We start from the raw sequence: 15,558 nt of genomic DNA, 5'->3' as shown, positions 1-15,558 counted from the left end.
GCATATTTCCGGAAAGGAAACGATATTTTCATTATACCATTAATGATATGAAATTACAAGTATTTTTTTCGCACAGACTTTTTCTGTGTATACCAAATAATTATTGCCCTATAGTAATTACCGAAAGCTCGGGACGATTGAAGATACGGGGAATGAATATCATCCGCAGTGGTCTTGCGAGTCCGCGGCTGATGATATGCGTCGTACTGCCGTATTCATACATACCCGTTGTATAATCGGGAAGTATGCCCTGATCCGGAGCATACAGCCCCTGATCCAGTAGTTTGGGCAGTCTCCACTGACCGCCGTGGGCGTGTCCCGAAAGGATAAGGTCGAATTGCCTGCCAGTGCCGCTGTTTCGGTAGCTGTCTATCTGCTCGGGCTGATGCGCTAAAAGTATATTGTAACAGCTGTCGTCGAGAGTATCGAAGCACTCCTCGAGCTGAGTTCTTTTCTTTCCCCAGGCTGTATCGTCAAGAGCGCCGTAGATACGTATATCCTGCCCTTTTACGCTTATTTCCCTGTATTCTCCGAGAAGTAAGGGACAGAGCTTACGTACTTCTTCGTAAAACTCTTCCTTATCGTCGCGCATTTCTTCGTGATTTCCTGGAGTATAAACACAGGGATACTCTTTGCTGAGTTCTGAGATAAGGTGCAGGGCGTACTTCGTACCGCCGTATGCGTCGATAACGTCGCCGCCGAAAACTACTATATCGGGGGAGCTGTTCTTAACTTCACGTATGAGCTTTGACTGCTTTGTGTCGCCGTAAAAGCAGTTATGAAGGTCTGATATGAAAACTATCCTGATACTTTCGTCAAGCTTGTCCGTTTTCACGTTATATATGATGGTTTTCATGGTAAAGCCCCATGCGGAAAGAGCAGACAGGATCAGCAGTACCGCGGCAATAATGAGCCGCTTTTTCAGCTTTTTTGACATCATCTGCCTCTTTCGGATATTATGTTTATCATGTCGCCCACATTTTTCATTGATGAGACCTCTCTCATCTTGAAACGCAGACCGAATTCGTTTTCCACAGCCGCAACAAGATTGATATGAGCAAGACTGTCCCAGTCTTCGATATCGTCAGCGGTTGTTCTTTCGCTAACGGATATAGTCCTGTCATCGAATACATCCCTGAAAACTTCGTTAAGGCGCGGGATTATTTCATTTGTGTTCATCTTCGTTCTCCTTTTCAAGAATTTTTATGACTTTATTCCTGTTTTGGTATCCTTCAAGGTCTAAATGCCATACAGAATCGCCGTTTTCATGCTTCTCATCGGGCGTAAAGCCGAGAGTGCCGTAAAGCCCGGCTACCATGCTGTTTTTCGGGGTTTTATAGTAATACCCCTTTATAGTTCTTATACCTTTTTCCTTTGCATGACGCACAAGCTCGTCAAGCATTGCAAGTTCCATATCTCTTTTGAGGACACGGCAGCTCATGAGCCACAGCTCCATATGGAGGATATCGCCGTCTATCCTGCCGATAACCACGGAAACAATGCCGTTATCGCCGAATTTATCGAGAAGCTTTCCGCAAAGGCAGATATGGCCGGAGCTCTGACTGACCTCCTGTATCTCATTCTCGGTGTAGCGGCGAGTGGTAAGGTTGAACTGGTTGCTCTTATTGATGAGCTGAGTGATACGCTGTATGTAAACAGGTTTGAAACCGCATATAACAGCGTTCATTTCAAGGCTTGCGAGGTAGTCCGCATAGCTGCCGAAGCTCTTCATCTGAGCAGCTCTCTGAGCGTTGGCAGCGTACATCTCCGAGCGGCGCAGGTCGTCGTCCGAGACCGAAGTCACCTCGAAATATCCGCCTCGTGTAAGCTTATACATAGCGTCATGGACGCTGCTTGAATGAATGGTCTGCACCATCGGGAGCTGTCCTTCAACGATAGCGCATTCCGCAGGATTATCGTCTATGAATACGAAGCTGTCAGGTCCGAGATTGAGCTCCTGAGCCGATTCGGCAATATTACGGTCCTTTGGCTCCCAGTTTGCCTTTATGGATACGAAATCCGACTTTTTCAGTACGCTGCTCGGGTGTTCAAGTCCCGAAAGAGCGTTTTCTTCGTCATTTTTGGAGCATATTGCAAGGAGCACGCCATAATCCTTATAGCCTCTGATAAAGCTCTGAAACTCCGTGAAAGACTGTCCCACAGCGGTCTCGGGGCCTATCTCGATACCGTCCTGACCGTCATCACCTATGACTCCACCCCATAGAGTATTATCGAGGTCAAGGTCTATGACCTTGTGGTTCTTTCCGTACAGTGACTTGATAATGCAGGCAAGACTGTATGCAAGGTCGGGGATAACAGCAGTGCTCATAGCATATTTGTAAAGATACCATGCCTCCGTGTCGTGCCAGTTTGTTAGTCCGCAGACAGCGGAAAGATAGTTGATATCATGTATATACAGACCGTTTACCGAACGCGCATAGTCCGAGAGCATAACGTTGAGTCTCTCAATGAACGCTGCGTGGCCGGTATTTCCCCAACAGTCGTAGCTTCCCGTATGCCTGAAAAGCGGTAGCTCGAAATTGTTCTGTATTATGGGGCAGTTGAAGCGCTGCATAAGACTTTCCCACACCTGACGGAAATACGCGAACTGTTCATTGAGGTCCCTTTCGACCTGTTCGGGTCTTACAGCAGGACCGGCGGGGAGCTTTGTGAGATTGCGCGAGGTGGTGTGGATATATATGACGTCGGGGGCAAAGCTTTCAAGTTCAGGATTGCCGAAAACGGCGTCTTCATAGAATTTATTGTACTCAGACTGGTAAAACTCGGGCTCTATGCCGAAATTGAGCAGAAAAAGCTCCAGGGCGGCAACTGCATGATCGGTAGTCGAGCCTCCAAGTACGGCAATTTTCTTTTTTATACGTACTGTTCCGTCAGACAGGAGCTGCTTTCTGAGGGCAGGTCTGCGGCGCAGTATATTCTGACTGTCAAAAGGAAAGCAGAGTTCTTTCATTTTTTCTCCTATTTTATGAGATTATTGTAGATATTGTAGCGGTTCACGCCGACTGCCGAGAAGGAGCACATTGAGAACAGCAGGTCGGTAGCCTGAACGTTCCTGATGAAATCGGCGGCATTGAGGTCGAAATACCTGATGTCGCAGAGGTAAATGTGCTCAAACGAGCTTGTAAGCATGGGAAGCAGAGCGTTTCCGTAGCTGTCCTTGAAGATCACAAGAGTTCTTCCGTTCCTGCATTCGGTGTTCACATGGACGATTCTTTCATCGCCGCCGAATACCATATAGTATCCCGAATTCGGCATCTGTGACGGGTCAAGGAGCAGGTCGGCGGCAACGGGATTTCCGAAATGAGTATCATACTGCGTCACGCTGACGTTTGTCCTTGGTTTGTAGTATACGAAATCCTCGGGATTATTCAGCAGAGTCGCGCTCTGCGTGTACATATAGAGAGTTCCCACATAGCCCGGGAGAGTCACCTTTTCGTACTCAGAGATATCGGGAAAAGGCACTCCTGCCGTCAGAGCAAACTGCTGTGCGGCATAATAAGCGCCGAGGGGCTGCCAGTGATGGTCGGTGCGCGAGTAAATGGGCTCGTCCTTGTGTGCTTCAAGAGCCGTGTATGCGTCTACGGACATAACGTTGCCGAGAGCGGCTTCTATCCTGTCAAAGTCCTCTTTTTCACTCTGAGCGAGGTTTTTGTACTCGTCGGGGAGATAGAAAGAGCTTGCGGTAGGGAGCACCATTGAATAGATATTCACATTCGGGAGAGCTTCCTTATAGGCATTGAGATATGAGGCATATTCCTGTTCAGAGCCCCATGCGCCGCCGTAGAGGTTAACACCGCGCTTGTTTACGATCAGGATATTGTTCGTGAGCTCTCCGTCGGCAGTTTTATCTTCTTCAGGCTCGGTCACAGTGGTTGTCGGCTGCTCTACGGCAATAGTTGTAAGAGTGCGGACTGACGCCGTTGTTGCAGCGGTCGTTGTTGCAGCAGCTGCGGGCTTTTCAAAGCCGCTGCCGTAGAGCTCGGCTTTTTCGCCGCCGTATTTCATGCCCTTGAGCGGCATGAGCATATCGGCGATGAATTCTTTTATATCGGCCCTTGCGTGGACAGTATCATCGAAATAATCCGCGATACCATCTGTGAAATCACCGCTTGTATAGGATTTTACGCTGAATTTCGGGAATTTTGTCAGTAAACGGTTCTCGTCGTCAGCTTTTGTCTCATGTGGCAGAAGCGTTACATATACGAATCCGCCTGCAAAAACAGCGCTGATAAGCAGTATATTTGCAAGTGAAATGCGGTTCATAGCTTTTTTGCGCTGCTGTTTTTTCAGTTTTTTTGCTTTTATGGGAATGTCTATGGAAGTTCCCTGACGGTCCGAGGCCTCTATGGAAATAGCAGGTTCTGGACGTCTGTTTGTCTCTGCGGAGCTGTTTTTTTCTTTTTCTCCGTCCGTGTTCTTTGTGTTCTTGCTCATTATGTGTTCCTCTTGTCAGAATTGGTAATAAAGGAATGGGGAAGTAGTCGCGTCAACAAGCACGATGCTCGTTATCACCAGCAGCAGTGCGGAAACAACGGCAGCTGCCGAGGAGATAGTAGCTTTTGCGGCAAAACGCTTGTCCGTAACATTCTTTATGGTGCGTATAAGCGGGAAACAGCAGATGACCGCCACAGCGATAAGGAAGATGTTGTTTACCAAGGATATCTTGTCCTGTACTGCGACAAAGCCGTTTTTTCCGAAGCCGAAAGCTGTCCTGAAGAATGTTCCGAGCTTTCCGAGATCCTCGAAGTAGAATATGGCAAAGCCGATGATTATAACGAACTTGCTGTAGATGTGGCGTATGAAAACAGGTACCTTTTTCATCTTTTTCTTTCCGATAAGCAGCTCGATGAAAATGAAAAGCCCGTAGTAAAGACCCCAGATGACATAGTTCCAGCTTGCACCGTGCCATATGCCGGTACAGAGCCATACGAGGAAGAGTCCGCCGTATTTTCTGCGCTTGCCGAATATTGGTATGTAGAGGAGATAATCACGGAAAAAGGTTCCGAGGGAGATATGCCAGCGCTGCCAGAACTCCGTAATGTCTTTGCACATAAAAGGATGATCGAAGTTTTCGTAAAAGTGGAAGCCGAAAACGCGTCCAAGACCGATAGCAATATCGGAATATCCCGAAAAGTCAAAATATATCTGCATTCCGTATGCTATGGCGCCGTACCATGCTCCAAGCATGGTCGAGCCGCCTATATTGCCGAGAAAACTTTCAGCTATAAGGCTGAGCTGGTCTGCAAGCAGGACTTTTTTCGCAAGACCGAGGGCAACTCTGTTCAGACCGTATGAAACGTCGCTCATCAGAATGGTACGCTCGTTTATCTCCTTTTCAATGGAGCTGTATCTTACGATAGGACCTGCGATGAGCTGAGGGAATAGCGTGAGGAAGAGCAGAAAGTTCTTGAAGCTCTTCTGTGGCTTTACCTTTTCCCAGTGACAGTCGATAATGTACGAAATGGTCTGGAAGGTGTAAAAGCTGATACCTATAGGCAGCCTTATATCTGGGACAGGCAATGAGCATGAAAAAAGGGCGTTGATATTTTCCACGATAAAGCCGCTGTATTTGAATACGCCGAGCATGAGAAGGTCGTATACCACAGCGGTAACAGTCGCGGCAGTATCTCCGGCCCTGCCCTGATACTTTCCGATGAAAAGCGCAGCAGCGTAGTTGACTACGGCTGTTGCCAGCATAAGGAAAATATAAACGGGCTCGCCCCAGGCATAAAAAATCAGCGAGAAAATGATCAACACCGTATTTTTATGTTTGGTCCCTCTTGCCAGTGCATAGCACAACAGGCAGACAGGGAGAAAAATATATATGAAGAATAGTCTCGAAAATACCATTTTGTTCTACCGCCTTGCTGCATTTGTTTATATATCTGTTTGTTTACCGCGTAAAAGCAGTCGCAGCAATAAAAATCATAAATTTTATATATTTTTGTTATCTGATTTTTATAAAAGCATATTTTATGCTATTATATTAATTATACAACAATATCCAAACAATTGCAATAGGAAAAGACAGAGATTTTCATTTTTTTCATAGTTTCGGCGCTGCTGCATAAACTGAAAAATCCCCCTGCCGAAAGCAAGGGGATTGTGCATTTGTATTATATGGCCTCTTTTTCCTGCCATTCCCTGCGGAATTCCGTAGGCGTCATGCCGAGACCGTTCTTGAACTGCCTGTTGAAATACGAAGCGTTTGGATATCCGACCAGCTCTGCCACCTTATTTATGGAATACTCGGGCTTTTTAAGGAGCTCCGCAGCCTTGTCAAGGCGGCTGTTGATGATATCCTTTGATATGCTGACACCGAAGGTCTCGGAGTAGAGGTGCTGTAATCTTGAGCGGCTGAGGGATATATCCGCTGCCATTTCGTCGATGGTCCATGACCTTGACGGCCAGCGGTAAATGCTTTCGCGGAGCCATAGGAGCTTCTCCACGTAAAGTCCCTCATGGACGGTGTTGAATCTTCTGAGATCAGAAACGCTCTCGTTCAGCTTTCGGAGAAGCAGCCTGAAATAGAGGTCAACGGACTCCTCCCTGTTTTTGTTTGTGGAGTAGTATTCAAGGCTCATGCTTTGGATAAGCGACGACATCTGTGAAAGATCGGCGGCAGGAACGACCTTGTTGAGCGGTATGCTGAGGTCGTTTATGAGTTGTATCTCCTCGGAAGTGGGGATAAAGCTGATACTGTCCTCGATAAAGCTTATATCATCGCTCCGATAGCTGAAAGGCTGTTCTGGAGTGAGCATAACGAAAGAATGCTCGGGAGAGGGGATCTCCTTTTCGCCGATAGTGAATACAGCCTTTGCCTTGACAACGAGCAGCAGCCATAAGCCTGCGCCCTCTCTGCGTTCAAAGCTGAAAATACGCTCTCTTTTATGATCTGAAGTAATATTTTCTATCCTCATAAAACCGCTCCTCCTGATAACCGGCAGTAAAAATCTCTGTTTGTATTCTAACATGATAGCACAAAGGTGTCAAACTGTTTATAGTAATTTTATGATATTTCAAGCAATTTAATGACATATTTATTACAATATAATGATTAACGATGGAAGTGTACAGCACGATACTTCTATACTTGTTGACAAAAAAGCCTGTTTGCTGTATAATTAAAAGCTGATAAACATTATTTTTGAAAGAATGATGATAATGAAAAAAATCGTAACGATACAGGACATATCATGTTTCGGGAAATGCTCGCTGACAGTGGCTCTGCCGATAATTTCGGCAATGGGGATAGAAACGGCGGTAATTCCCACAGCAGTTCTCTCGACTCACACCGGCGAGGGCTTTAAGGATTACACTTTCCGCGACCTCACCAGCGATATCCCTGCCATTGCAAAGCACTGGAAAAGCATGGAGCTTAAATTCGACGCGCTTTACACGGGCTATCTCGGTTCGCCCGAGCAGGTGGAGATAGTTTCCGACTTTTTCAACGACTTCGGCAGATCTGACAACGTGATAATCGTCGATCCCGTTCTTGGCGACGCAGGAAAGCTTTATGCAGGCTTTACCGCTGATTTTGTGGAAAAAATGAAGAAGCTCTGTGCGAAAGCAGATTTTATTATTCCGAATATGACGGAAGTCTCATTTCTCCTTGGTATTCCGTATACTGAGGTCTATGACGAGGATTACGTCAAGGACGTTTTACGTAGACTTGCCGCTCTCGGCTGCAAAGTTCCGGTGATAACAGGCGTTCATTATGACGACGAAAAACAGGGAGCTGCCGCTTACGACTCCGAAAAGGACGAGTTTTACTTCTCCTTCGACAAGAATGTGAATTATCGTTTTCACGGTACGGGAGATATTTTCAGCAGCGTATTTACGGGAGCCTGCGCTCTCGGTATGGGACTGCAGCAATGCCTTGACATAGCCGTGAAGTTTACTCTCGACTGTATCGAAGCCACGGTACCCGAGCTTGAAGAAACGTGGTACGGAAGCTGTTTTGAGCTATGCCTCGGAAAGCTCATAGGCTACGTCAGGGAGAAATAAGCGCCATGACAGATATTATAAGGCTTACAGCCGTATTTATCAGGGCGAATGCCGGTTCTGCGGAAGCTGTGAAAGCTGCCGACGCCCTTGCAGATATGACCGAAGGCAGTATCCCTATGGAAGAAGCCGTTTACGTTATATCCGGTCTGCTGAACAGGGAGCTTGAAGTCAGGGAGTGCGTTCCTAACGCGGAAACTGCCTTTGTGCTTGCTTCACTAAAGGAGCTGCGGAAAGCTCTCCACGACGGCAGCACGGGATCTGCATATGATATAGCCGATATTTTGCAGGCTCTCCCTGAAAAAGAGTATCTGAGCGACAAAAAAGCCGTTTCAGCGTTCAATAGGACATATATAATCAAGTTCAATAAAAAACACGGGACAAAGCTCCCGTTGATAGTGTGAAAGAGCAGCCGTGAGCTGCTCTTTTTTTATACCATTTATTCCCTGTGTTTACCGCGCAGCTCAGCGGCAATAATATCCTTGTAATTCAACGCGGAGGATATATCATGGCATATAATAAAGTGGTAATTGCAGGGATAAATACGTCGGAGCTGGAGGTACTGAAGGAAGAGGAAAAAATAGCCTTACTGAAAGAAATACGCGCAACAGGCAGCAAGGCTGCCCGTGACAAGCTGATAAACGGCAATCTCAGGCTGGTCCTCAGCGTCATACAGAGGTTTACAGGCAGGGGAGAGGACATAGACGACCTGTTTCAGATAGGCGTTATCGGGCTTATCAAGGCGATAAACAATTTTGACCTTTCAAAGGAAGTCCGCTTCTCGACATACTGCGTACCAATGATAAGCGGCGAGCTCAGACGCTATCTCCGCGACAACAGCCATGTAAAGGTGAGCCGTTCACTGCGCGACCTCGCTTACAAAGCCATACAGGCAAAGGAGAGACTTACGGTCTCGCTTTGCCGCGAGCCGAATACGGAGGAGATCGCAAAGGAAATAAATGAAAAACGCTCCGACGTTGTCATAGCCCTCGAGAGCATAAGCGACCCTGTTTCGCTTTACGAGCCTGTCTATTCCGATTCCGAGGATACGCTGTATATCATGGATCAGGTCAGCGATATGAACGACGTTGAGAGCAGAATGGACGAGCTTGCCATACGCGACGCTATCCGCGACCTCGACGAGCGCGAGAGGAATATCCTCTATCTCAGGTTTTTCTGCGGGAAAACGCAGATGGAGGTCGCCGGTGAGATAGGCATATCACAGGCGCAGGTCTCGCGGCTGGAAAAAGGAGCCATTAGCAGGATTAAAAACAGTATATGAAGGGGGTGCACTCCTTTGGCGGATTCACAGGTTATTTTGTTTGTAACGTAAGTTTACGGCACGGTAGCCCGCTTTTCCGTTAAGAGGAGCAGCCTGAATATCCTGTTTATTTACAAACTGTTAACAAGTCTCGGAAACAGTACTTTCCGTATAAAAAAATTTGCCGAAATATTGCCGCTCATACTTGAAAAGTTCATACTTTGATGATATAATGTTCTTATGTAGGGATTACTACAAATATTGCAGAAAGGGGGTCTCGCCATGGAGATACTGTTCTGGGCATTGGCTGTTGTCGCTTTTGTGATCGCAGAGGTACTGACGATACAGCTCGTATCCATATGGTTTGCGGCAGGCGCGCTTGTAACGCTGCTTATGACCTATTTCTTCGAGCTGTCATGGATCGAGCAGCTGGGGGTATTCATAGCTGCTTCGACTGTATTCCTTATCATGAGCCTGCCGCTTATAAAAAAGCGGAAGAAAAGCAGGGCAGTTGCCACAAATGCCGATCTTGACGTCGGCAGGCACGCCACAGTTATTGAAGAAATAAACTGTGACAAAGGTACGGGACGAGTCACTTTAAGCGGGGTAAACTGGAGTGCTGTTCCCGAAAACGAGAACGAGGTCATACCAGAAGGGACTGTCGTTATCGTAAAAAAGGTCATGGGTGCAAAATTGCTTGTTGCTCCCGAAAAGTAATTACATATCGCTATTTATTTTATTTGGAGGTACTTAAAAATGGATAATCCGGGCGTATTTATTGTTTTCTTGGTTATAATCTTCTTACTTTTCATCATCATCAGATGCTTCAGGATAGTTCCTCAGGCACACGTTTTCGTTATTGAGCGACTTGGTTCGTTCCACGCTGAATGGGAGACAGGACTTCATATCCTCGTTCCTTTCATCGACAGGATCGCAGGCAAGGTATCACTCAAGGAAAAGGTCGTAGACTTCAAGCCGCAGCCTGTTATCACAAAGGATAACGTTACAATGCAGATAGATACTGTTGTGTTCTATCAGGTTACTGACGCAAAGCAGTACATCTACGGTGTTGAAAGACCTCTCGCAGCCATCGAAAACCTTTCGGCAACAACTCTCCGTAACATCATCGGTGAAATGGAACTCGACGCAACTCTTACTTCAAGAGACGTCATCAATACAAAGATCACTTCTATCCTTGATCAGGCTACAGACCGCTGGGGTATCAAGGTAAACCGCGTAGAGCTCAAGAATATTCTTCCTCCCCGTGAGATCCAGGACGCTATGGAGAAGCAGATGAAGGCTGAGCGTGAGCGCCGTGAGAAGATACTTCAGGCAGAGGGTGACAAGAAGTCTCAGATCCTCGTTGCGGAAGGTGAAAAGGAGTCTCAGATACTCCGCGCACAGGCTAAGAAGGAAGCTCAGATCCTCGAAGCAGAGGCTGAGAAGCAGGCAATGGTTCTCAGAGCCGACGCTGTAAGAGAGCAGAAGATACTCGAGGCTACCGGTGAAGCAAAGGCTATCGAAATGGTACAGGAGGCGCTTGCTGAAAGTATCGTAAAGCTGAACAATGCTAATCCTAACGACAGAGTTATCCAGCTCAAGTCGCTTGAATCCTTTGCAAAGGCAGCTGACGGCAAGGCTACAAAGATCATTATCCCGAGCGAGATACAGGGACTTGCAGGACTTGCAACTGGTCTCAAGGCTATCGTTGAGAACGATAATCGCAGCGCAAAGTAATAAACTTATTATAACAGAAGCAGCCATAAAGGAGCAATTGTTCCTTTATGGCTGTTTTTTTATTTATCCATTACCCGGCGTGGTCTGCATGATGACGCGATTTTTTCGTATTCTTTCCTGTCAAAGCACCAGCTGCACTCTGATAGCCAGTCGATATTTTCCTCGTTCTGATAGCAGGGGAAAGTGTAGTTGATATGTCTGCGATAGAGCTCCTCCGACCAGTTTGCAGAGATCCATTCGCGCCATTCATAGCTGTCAACTTCAAGAAAAGCGGCGTCTCTGTAAGTTATCCAGTCATCGTCGGAGAATGTGTCAACAAAGACGATACCATGCTCTTTTTGTTCCTTATGGCTCTCGACCGAGTGGTTTACTCTGCCGATACGCTTCCATTTGACGGTGTTTTCAGTCTTTTCCATGTCTGCGACTATTACTGTGCAGGAAAAATCCATATCCTCGGGACAGGACAGTATCGGCAGGTTCAGCTTGTCTTTTTGCAACAGGAAACGCATGAAACGGGCGTCGCCGTCGTTTTCAAATTCACCGTTCCACGTAATTGCAAGTCCGTCGGAAAGCTCACTGTCAGCTCTGCGGAGATATTCGTGGAGCGGCTTTTTATCTATTAGAAAAACATCGTTTTCATAGCCTTTTGACGTCGTAATGGTTTTGATCTCAAGAGTATTCATAATTCACCGCCTTCGTTTATCTTAAAAATATTATAAAGCTTGCAAATGAAAAAGTAAATGCATACTTTTACATCTTCTGAATAGTTTACAGAAAATTCATATTTTCAATGTCCAAATACCTATGCTTTATACGCAGAGAGCTGCGGACTTCAATGGCGACGAAATGGTAGACGCAGTTGACGCTTCCAATATCCTTGCTTACTATGCACAAGTTTCGACTTCTCATGAATGAGGGATAAAGATATAACATAAATGTGAGAACACAGAAAGTTTCAGCCCCTTAATGATCATAACAGGAAAGCTCCGCATAGTGCGGAGCTTTTCTGCAGCTTATACTGTCTTATGAAACGGGAACGAATACAAGCTTATCGTTCTCTATTCTGAGCCTGCCATTTTCGCCCATACTCATATTTTCTGCCCAGTTGCTGTTTGAAACGCTTTCATAGTCGGTTTTACGGACAAACAATTCATTGTTTTCCATGAAAAGAATGTAATCGTATTCCATTCTGTCCCAAAGAGTATATTCCTTTTCGTTTCGCAGGTCGTATACGATTATGTGTTCATCAATGATGCCGCTGCCGAATGAAACTGTCATACAAAGCTCTGGAGAACCGTCGCCGTTGATATCTGTGAAATAGGCGTTCCACACCGGCATTCCACTGATCGAAGTTATTTGTGTTCCGTTCTTCTCAACAGAAATAGTGTACTCATGTCCTTTCCAGCTGAAAACAACATCGGGGAATGCAGAAATTATTCTCTTTTCAGAAAAGTTTCCGTAATTATACCTATCTGCTGAGTTCCAGAAATTACGCCAGCAATAAACGGAATCACCGCTTACATCGATTTTTACGGGCTTTACTGTATTTTGCAGGACAGATAACGCATAATCATTCAGGGCTTTCAGTCCTTTGGATTCTACCTCATAGCTGTCAAAGTCGTTAATGCCGAAATCCGCTCCCTTGATGCCGAGCTTAACCGTTCTTCCGTTATTAGCCGTTATTACAATGTTTGTGTAGTTCATGCTCGACGAAGCATAATTGCCGCCTTTTGCGATAAGCCTGATATTTTCGATAAGCGGGCATATCTCCTTTATCTGATCGTATGTAAGCTTTTCGGGAGTGATATTTGACAAGGCTGTGCTTGACACCTCAATGCTTTTTATACCGTCAGGATGGAGTGAGTCTCCACACATCAGTTTATCGCGGAGAACCTGCATTATAGAAACAGGCACCTGTGCCGCGTTTAAAAATTCCTCAACATTATTGCTGCGGATATCAATGCTTTCTCCCGTAGAATCTCTGAAAAGCTTGATATAAATGGGCTTTTCCGAGAGATCGCCTCCGCCCACTTTGAGAGTATAGCCTTCATTTGTGCAGAACTGCCATATATAGAGTCCCGAACCGATGTCCGTGTAGTTGTACTCCTCGAAATCCGACCATGTCAGGTCGTCCTTCTTTGCGGAAAGTGCAATGATATCCTTTGTTGTCATTATCTTTGCCTTTGGCTGGGCGATGTACGGGTTTTCAGTAGTTACGTGGGTAGTTGTATTTGCTTTGGTGGTCTTTTTGGTTGTATCAGTTTTTGCAGCTGTGGTTTTTGTTGTGTTTGTAAAATACGCTCCCGGACCTGCCTTTACGGTTGGGCGCGTTAGATCGCTTTTTGCCGAGGCTTTAGTCACAGTTGTTTTTGTTTCGGAATTTTCCGTATCTTTTCCGTTTTTACTGTCAGAAGCTGTCGTGACAACGGTGGTTTCGGAAGATGAATGCTCATTTTCTGAAATAGTTGCCTGTGCTTTGGCTGTTACCGTAGCCAAAACGTCCTGAGAATCATCTGTCGGCAGAGTCATATTTTCTTTCGTTTTAAGCAATACAGCCATACTTCCGCCTATTATCACAAGACAGCACATAACAGCAAGCACCGGATAGAACCTTGGAGCTCTGCGTACAGGCTCAGCCTTCATGAGCTCGACCTGTTCATAATCGGAATCGATTCGTGAAAGGCACTTATTGTAAATACGCTCGGAAGTACTGCTGTCGGCAGCCTGTTTTTTTCCTGCAATGCGCTCAATGGTCTTGTCATCGGCGTTATGCAGTATATCTGAAATGCTCTTTTTCATAATTATCCTCCTTTACAGTGTGATATCCATATCCGTAAGGGCTGCTTTCAGCTTTTTCAGAGCTCTGCGGAGTCTGCTCCTAACGGTTATGGGATTCATTCCGAGTATCCTTGCGGTCTCGGCGGAGTTCCTGTCGTAGAAATACTTCTGTATGATTATCGAGGAGTCGGGCTCGCCCAGCTCTTCGATCTTATTTAGCAGTATAGCCGATATGCTGGAGCTTTCAGCTTTTGCTTCGAGATCGACGTCTGAGGGGAACTCGGGAGAGTTTTCATCGTCAATGGGAACTTTTTTCTTCGATGAAAGAGAGCGTTTCATGTCTATTGCCCGACGTTTGGCGGAAGTTCCTATATATGCCTTGAGGGAGCCTTCGCGTTCGGCATTGTAGCTGAGAGCCACGTCGCTGAGAACATCAGCTGTGCAGTCCTCGATATCGCTGCGGCTTGCCACGCCGCGGAGAGTATTGTACACGATAGTGTAAGCATAGCTCCAGTATTCGTCGAACATTACGCGGAAGCCGTCGCTTTTCGACCTCTGCATGGCGTTTTTTATCTCTTTTTCATTCATCGTCCCACCTCCCCCTTGCGGAAAAGCTTTGCGTATACGTTCTGCTTTCATTATACACATACGGAGAGCATATGTAAAGTGTTGCATGACAAGGAAAATAAAAATGTAAAACAAAAACGTTATTGTTAGCTCTTTTGCGCCATTCACAATTAGTTAAGTTTTATTTTTAGATTTAATGTTGCTTTTAGACAAAATGTATGATATAATACAATATGAGGTCATTAGATATTTTAATGTCTTAATGATATAGAATAAGGAGTGAGATTTATGAAAGAGATCCATAATGAGCATTTTTCGGGGGAAAGAGCTCTTTACCAGGCAAACGGACTCAAAATAGGCGGAACTTCCTTCGGTTACGGAGAAGCGCCTCTCAAACGCAGCAGCTACATAAGACTTGAGGACAGCACTTTTTCCTGCAAGTTCCCACTGTGGCACAGCGATATGATTAAGCTGAAAAACTGCATGATGACTGAGGACGGACGTGCCGCTATATGGTACTCAAAGGACGTAAGCGCCGATGATATCATCGTTGAAGCGCCCAAGTGTTTCCGCCGCTGCCACGGTATAAGCCTAAGAAATGTGAGCTTTCCCAACGGCGATGAGGTACTGTGGAAGTGCAACAATGTCCGCATTGACAGAGTCAAGGTAAACGGCGATTATTTCGCTATGGACTGCGACGGTATGGAGATATGCGGTCTTGAACTTGTGGGCGCATACGCTTTCGACGGAGTAAAAAACGTAACAGTGCGCGATTCTGTTATTGACTGCCGTGACGCTTTCTGGAACAGTGAGAATATAGTTATTTACAATTCCACTATAAAGGGCAAGTGCTTCGGCTGGAATTCAAAAAATGTATCGCTTATCAACTGCACCGTTGAGAGCCGTGAAGGAATGTGTTACATAGACAATCTTATGATGAAGAACTGCAAGCTCCCGAATACTTCCTTTGCATTTGAGTATTCTGTAGTTAATGCTGAGATAATCGGAAATATCGACAGTGTGAGAAATCCGCGCGGCGGAATCATCAAAGCCGATTCTATCGGAGTTGTTATCCTCGAGCAGGATAAAGTAGACCCGACGTGTACAACGATAATCTGTCACGACGAGCTCGTGAGACAAAGCATATAATTACCAAAAGGCGTTCATTTCGAACGCCTTTTTATCATGAT

15 protein-coding genes are annotated in these 15,558 nt (G+C 45.9%); 6 read left to right on the top strand and 9 right to left on the bottom strand.

All coding sequences use genetic code 11. The annotated features are described in order from the left end of the window. Positions 1–100 precede the first annotated feature (100 nt). The 6 genes from IKW96_RS03715 to IKW96_RS03690 all read right to left on the bottom strand — a co-directional run bounded on the left by IKW96_RS03715 (position 101) and on the right by IKW96_RS03690 (position 6,941). Positions 101–940 carry a metallophosphoesterase gene (locus tag IKW96_RS03715; RefSeq protein WP_296570427.1) on the bottom strand — a complete coding sequence of 280 codons (840 nt, stop codon included), beginning with the start codon at positions 938–940 and terminating at the stop codon, positions 101–103. After that, the gene (locus IKW96_RS03710) at positions 937–1,179 is read right to left on the bottom strand and encodes an acyl carrier protein (RefSeq protein WP_296570424.1); all 243 of its coding nucleotides are present in this window, start codon (positions 1,177–1,179) and stop codon (positions 937–939) included. Before IKW96_RS03710 ends, IKW96_RS03715 begins: the two co-directional genes overlap by 4 nt. Continuing rightward, on the bottom strand, positions 1,166–2,971 hold the full coding sequence (locus tag IKW96_RS03705; protein ID WP_296570422.1) for an HAD family hydrolase: 1,806 nt from the start codon (positions 2,969–2,971) through the stop codon (positions 1,166–1,168). Before IKW96_RS03705 ends, IKW96_RS03710 begins: the two co-directional genes overlap by 14 nt. Positions 2,972–2,979: 8 nt before the next feature. After that, entirely contained in the window at positions 2,980–4,455 is a 1,476-nt protein-coding gene (locus IKW96_RS03700; protein ID WP_296570420.1) for a DHHW family protein, read from the bottom strand. Positions 4,456–4,470: 15 nt separating this feature from the next. Further along, positions 4,471–5,871, bottom strand: a complete 1,401-nt coding sequence (locus tag IKW96_RS03695; RefSeq protein WP_296570418.1) for an MBOAT family O-acyltransferase — start codon at positions 5,869–5,871, stop codon at positions 4,471–4,473. 266 nt (positions 5,872–6,137) lie between these two features. Next, on the bottom strand, positions 6,138–6,941 hold the full coding sequence (locus IKW96_RS03690) for an AraC family transcriptional regulator (protein ID WP_296570416.1): 804 nt from the start codon (positions 6,939–6,941) through the stop codon (positions 6,138–6,140). A gap of 244 nt (positions 6,942–7,185) precedes the next feature. Between IKW96_RS03690 and IKW96_RS03685 the strand changes: the two genes are divergently transcribed. From IKW96_RS03685 to IKW96_RS03665, 5 genes are all read left to right on the top strand, one after another. Beyond that, positions 7,186–8,028 carry a pyridoxamine kinase gene (locus tag IKW96_RS03685; protein WP_296570414.1) on the top strand — a complete coding sequence of 281 codons (843 nt, stop codon included), beginning with the start codon at positions 7,186–7,188 and terminating at the stop codon, positions 8,026–8,028. A gap of 5 nt (positions 8,029–8,033) precedes the next feature. Beyond that, on the top strand, positions 8,034–8,429 hold the full coding sequence (locus IKW96_RS03680) for a hypothetical protein (protein ID WP_296570412.1): 396 nt from the start codon (positions 8,034–8,036) through the stop codon (positions 8,427–8,429). 104 nt (positions 8,430–8,533) lie between these two features. Beyond that, positions 8,534–9,307, top strand: a complete 774-nt coding sequence (locus tag IKW96_RS03675) for a SigB/SigF/SigG family RNA polymerase sigma factor (protein ID WP_296570410.1) — start codon at positions 8,534–8,536, stop codon at positions 9,305–9,307. Positions 9,308–9,568: 261 nt separating this feature from the next. After that, a complete protein-coding gene (locus tag IKW96_RS03670; protein ID WP_296570408.1) occupies positions 9,569–10,003 on the top strand; it encodes an NfeD family protein in 435 nt (144 codons plus the stop codon). Between the two features lie 39 nt (positions 10,004–10,042). Beyond that, complete coding sequence (locus IKW96_RS03665; protein WP_296570406.1) at positions 10,043–11,023, top strand: SPFH domain-containing protein; 981 nt, start codon at positions 10,043–10,045, stop codon at positions 11,021–11,023. A 59-nt stretch (positions 11,024–11,082) separates the two neighbouring features. Here the strand turns inward: IKW96_RS03665 and IKW96_RS03660 are convergent, their stop codons facing one another. From IKW96_RS03660 to IKW96_RS03650, 3 genes are all read right to left on the bottom strand, one after another. Continuing rightward, entirely contained in the window at positions 11,083–11,706 is a 624-nt protein-coding gene (locus IKW96_RS03660) for a hypothetical protein (protein WP_296570402.1), read from the bottom strand. Between the two features lie 340 nt (positions 11,707–12,046). Continuing rightward, positions 12,047–13,822 carry a hypothetical protein gene (locus IKW96_RS03655; RefSeq protein ID WP_296570399.1) on the bottom strand — a complete coding sequence of 592 codons (1,776 nt, stop codon included), beginning with the start codon at positions 13,820–13,822 and terminating at the stop codon, positions 12,047–12,049. 12 nt (positions 13,823–13,834) lie between these two features. Next, complete coding sequence (locus IKW96_RS03650) at positions 13,835–14,389, bottom strand: sigma-70 family RNA polymerase sigma factor (protein ID WP_296570397.1); 555 nt, start codon at positions 14,387–14,389, stop codon at positions 13,835–13,837. Positions 14,390–14,656: 267 nt separating this feature from the next. On the opposite strand from IKW96_RS03650, the gene IKW96_RS03645 reads away from it, so the two are divergent. Further along, entirely contained in the window at positions 14,657–15,517 is an 861-nt protein-coding gene (locus tag IKW96_RS03645) for a DUF3737 family protein (protein ID WP_296570394.1), read from the top strand. Positions 15,518–15,558: the final 41 nt, after the last annotated feature.

The sequence above is a fragment of the Ruminococcus sp. genome, assembly GCF_017549005.1.
GTDB lineage: Bacteria > Bacillota > Clostridia > Oscillospirales > Ruminococcaceae > Ruminococcus.
The sequence above is the reverse complement of the archived record's forward strand: the minus strand, read 5'-3'. Positions and strand labels throughout refer to the sequence as shown.

Bases quoted from the DNA above. Each gene is read 5' to 3' on its own strand.
- IKW96_RS03655 (WP_296570399.1), bottom strand. From the start codon at position 13,822: ATGAAAAAGAGCATTTCAGATATACTGCATAACGCCGATGACAAGACC.
- IKW96_RS03710 (WP_296570424.1), bottom strand. From the start codon at position 1,179: ATGAACACAAATGAAATAATCCCGCGCCTTAACGAAGTTTTCAGGGAT.
- IKW96_RS03675 (WP_296570410.1), top strand. From the start codon at position 8,534: ATGGCATATAATAAAGTGGTAATTGCAGGGATAAATACGTCGGAGCTG.
- IKW96_RS03695 (WP_296570418.1), bottom strand. From the start codon at position 5,871: ATGGTATTTTCGAGACTATTCTTCATATATATTTTTCTCCCTGTCTGC.
- IKW96_RS03645 (WP_296570394.1), top strand. From the start codon at position 14,657: ATGAAAGAGATCCATAATGAGCATTTTTCGGGGGAAAGAGCTCTTTAC.
- IKW96_RS03660 (WP_296570402.1), bottom strand. From the start codon at position 11,706: ATGAATACTCTTGAGATCAAAACCATTACGACGTCAAAAGGCTATGAA.
- IKW96_RS03705 (WP_296570422.1), bottom strand. From the start codon at position 2,971: ATGAAAGAACTCTGCTTTCCTTTTGACAGTCAGAATATACTGCGCCGC.
- IKW96_RS03665 (WP_296570406.1), top strand. From the start codon at position 10,043: ATGGATAATCCGGGCGTATTTATTGTTTTCTTGGTTATAATCTTCTTA.
- IKW96_RS03715 (WP_296570427.1), bottom strand. From the start codon at position 940: ATGATGTCAAAAAAGCTGAAAAAGCGGCTCATTATTGCCGCGGTACTG.
- IKW96_RS03685 (WP_296570414.1), top strand. From the start codon at position 7,186: ATGAAAAAAATCGTAACGATACAGGACATATCATGTTTCGGGAAATGC.
- IKW96_RS03680 (WP_296570412.1), top strand. From the start codon at position 8,034: ATGACAGATATTATAAGGCTTACAGCCGTATTTATCAGGGCGAATGCC.
- IKW96_RS03700 (WP_296570420.1), bottom strand. From the start codon at position 4,455: ATGAGCAAGAACACAAAGAACACGGACGGAGAAAAAGAAAAAAACAGC.
- IKW96_RS03690 (WP_296570416.1), bottom strand. From the start codon at position 6,941: ATGAGGATAGAAAATATTACTTCAGATCATAAAAGAGAGCGTATTTTC.
- IKW96_RS03670 (WP_296570408.1), top strand. From the start codon at position 9,569: ATGGAGATACTGTTCTGGGCATTGGCTGTTGTCGCTTTTGTGATCGCA.
- IKW96_RS03650 (WP_296570397.1), bottom strand. From the start codon at position 14,389: ATGAATGAAAAAGAGATAAAAAACGCCATGCAGAGGTCGAAAAGCGAC.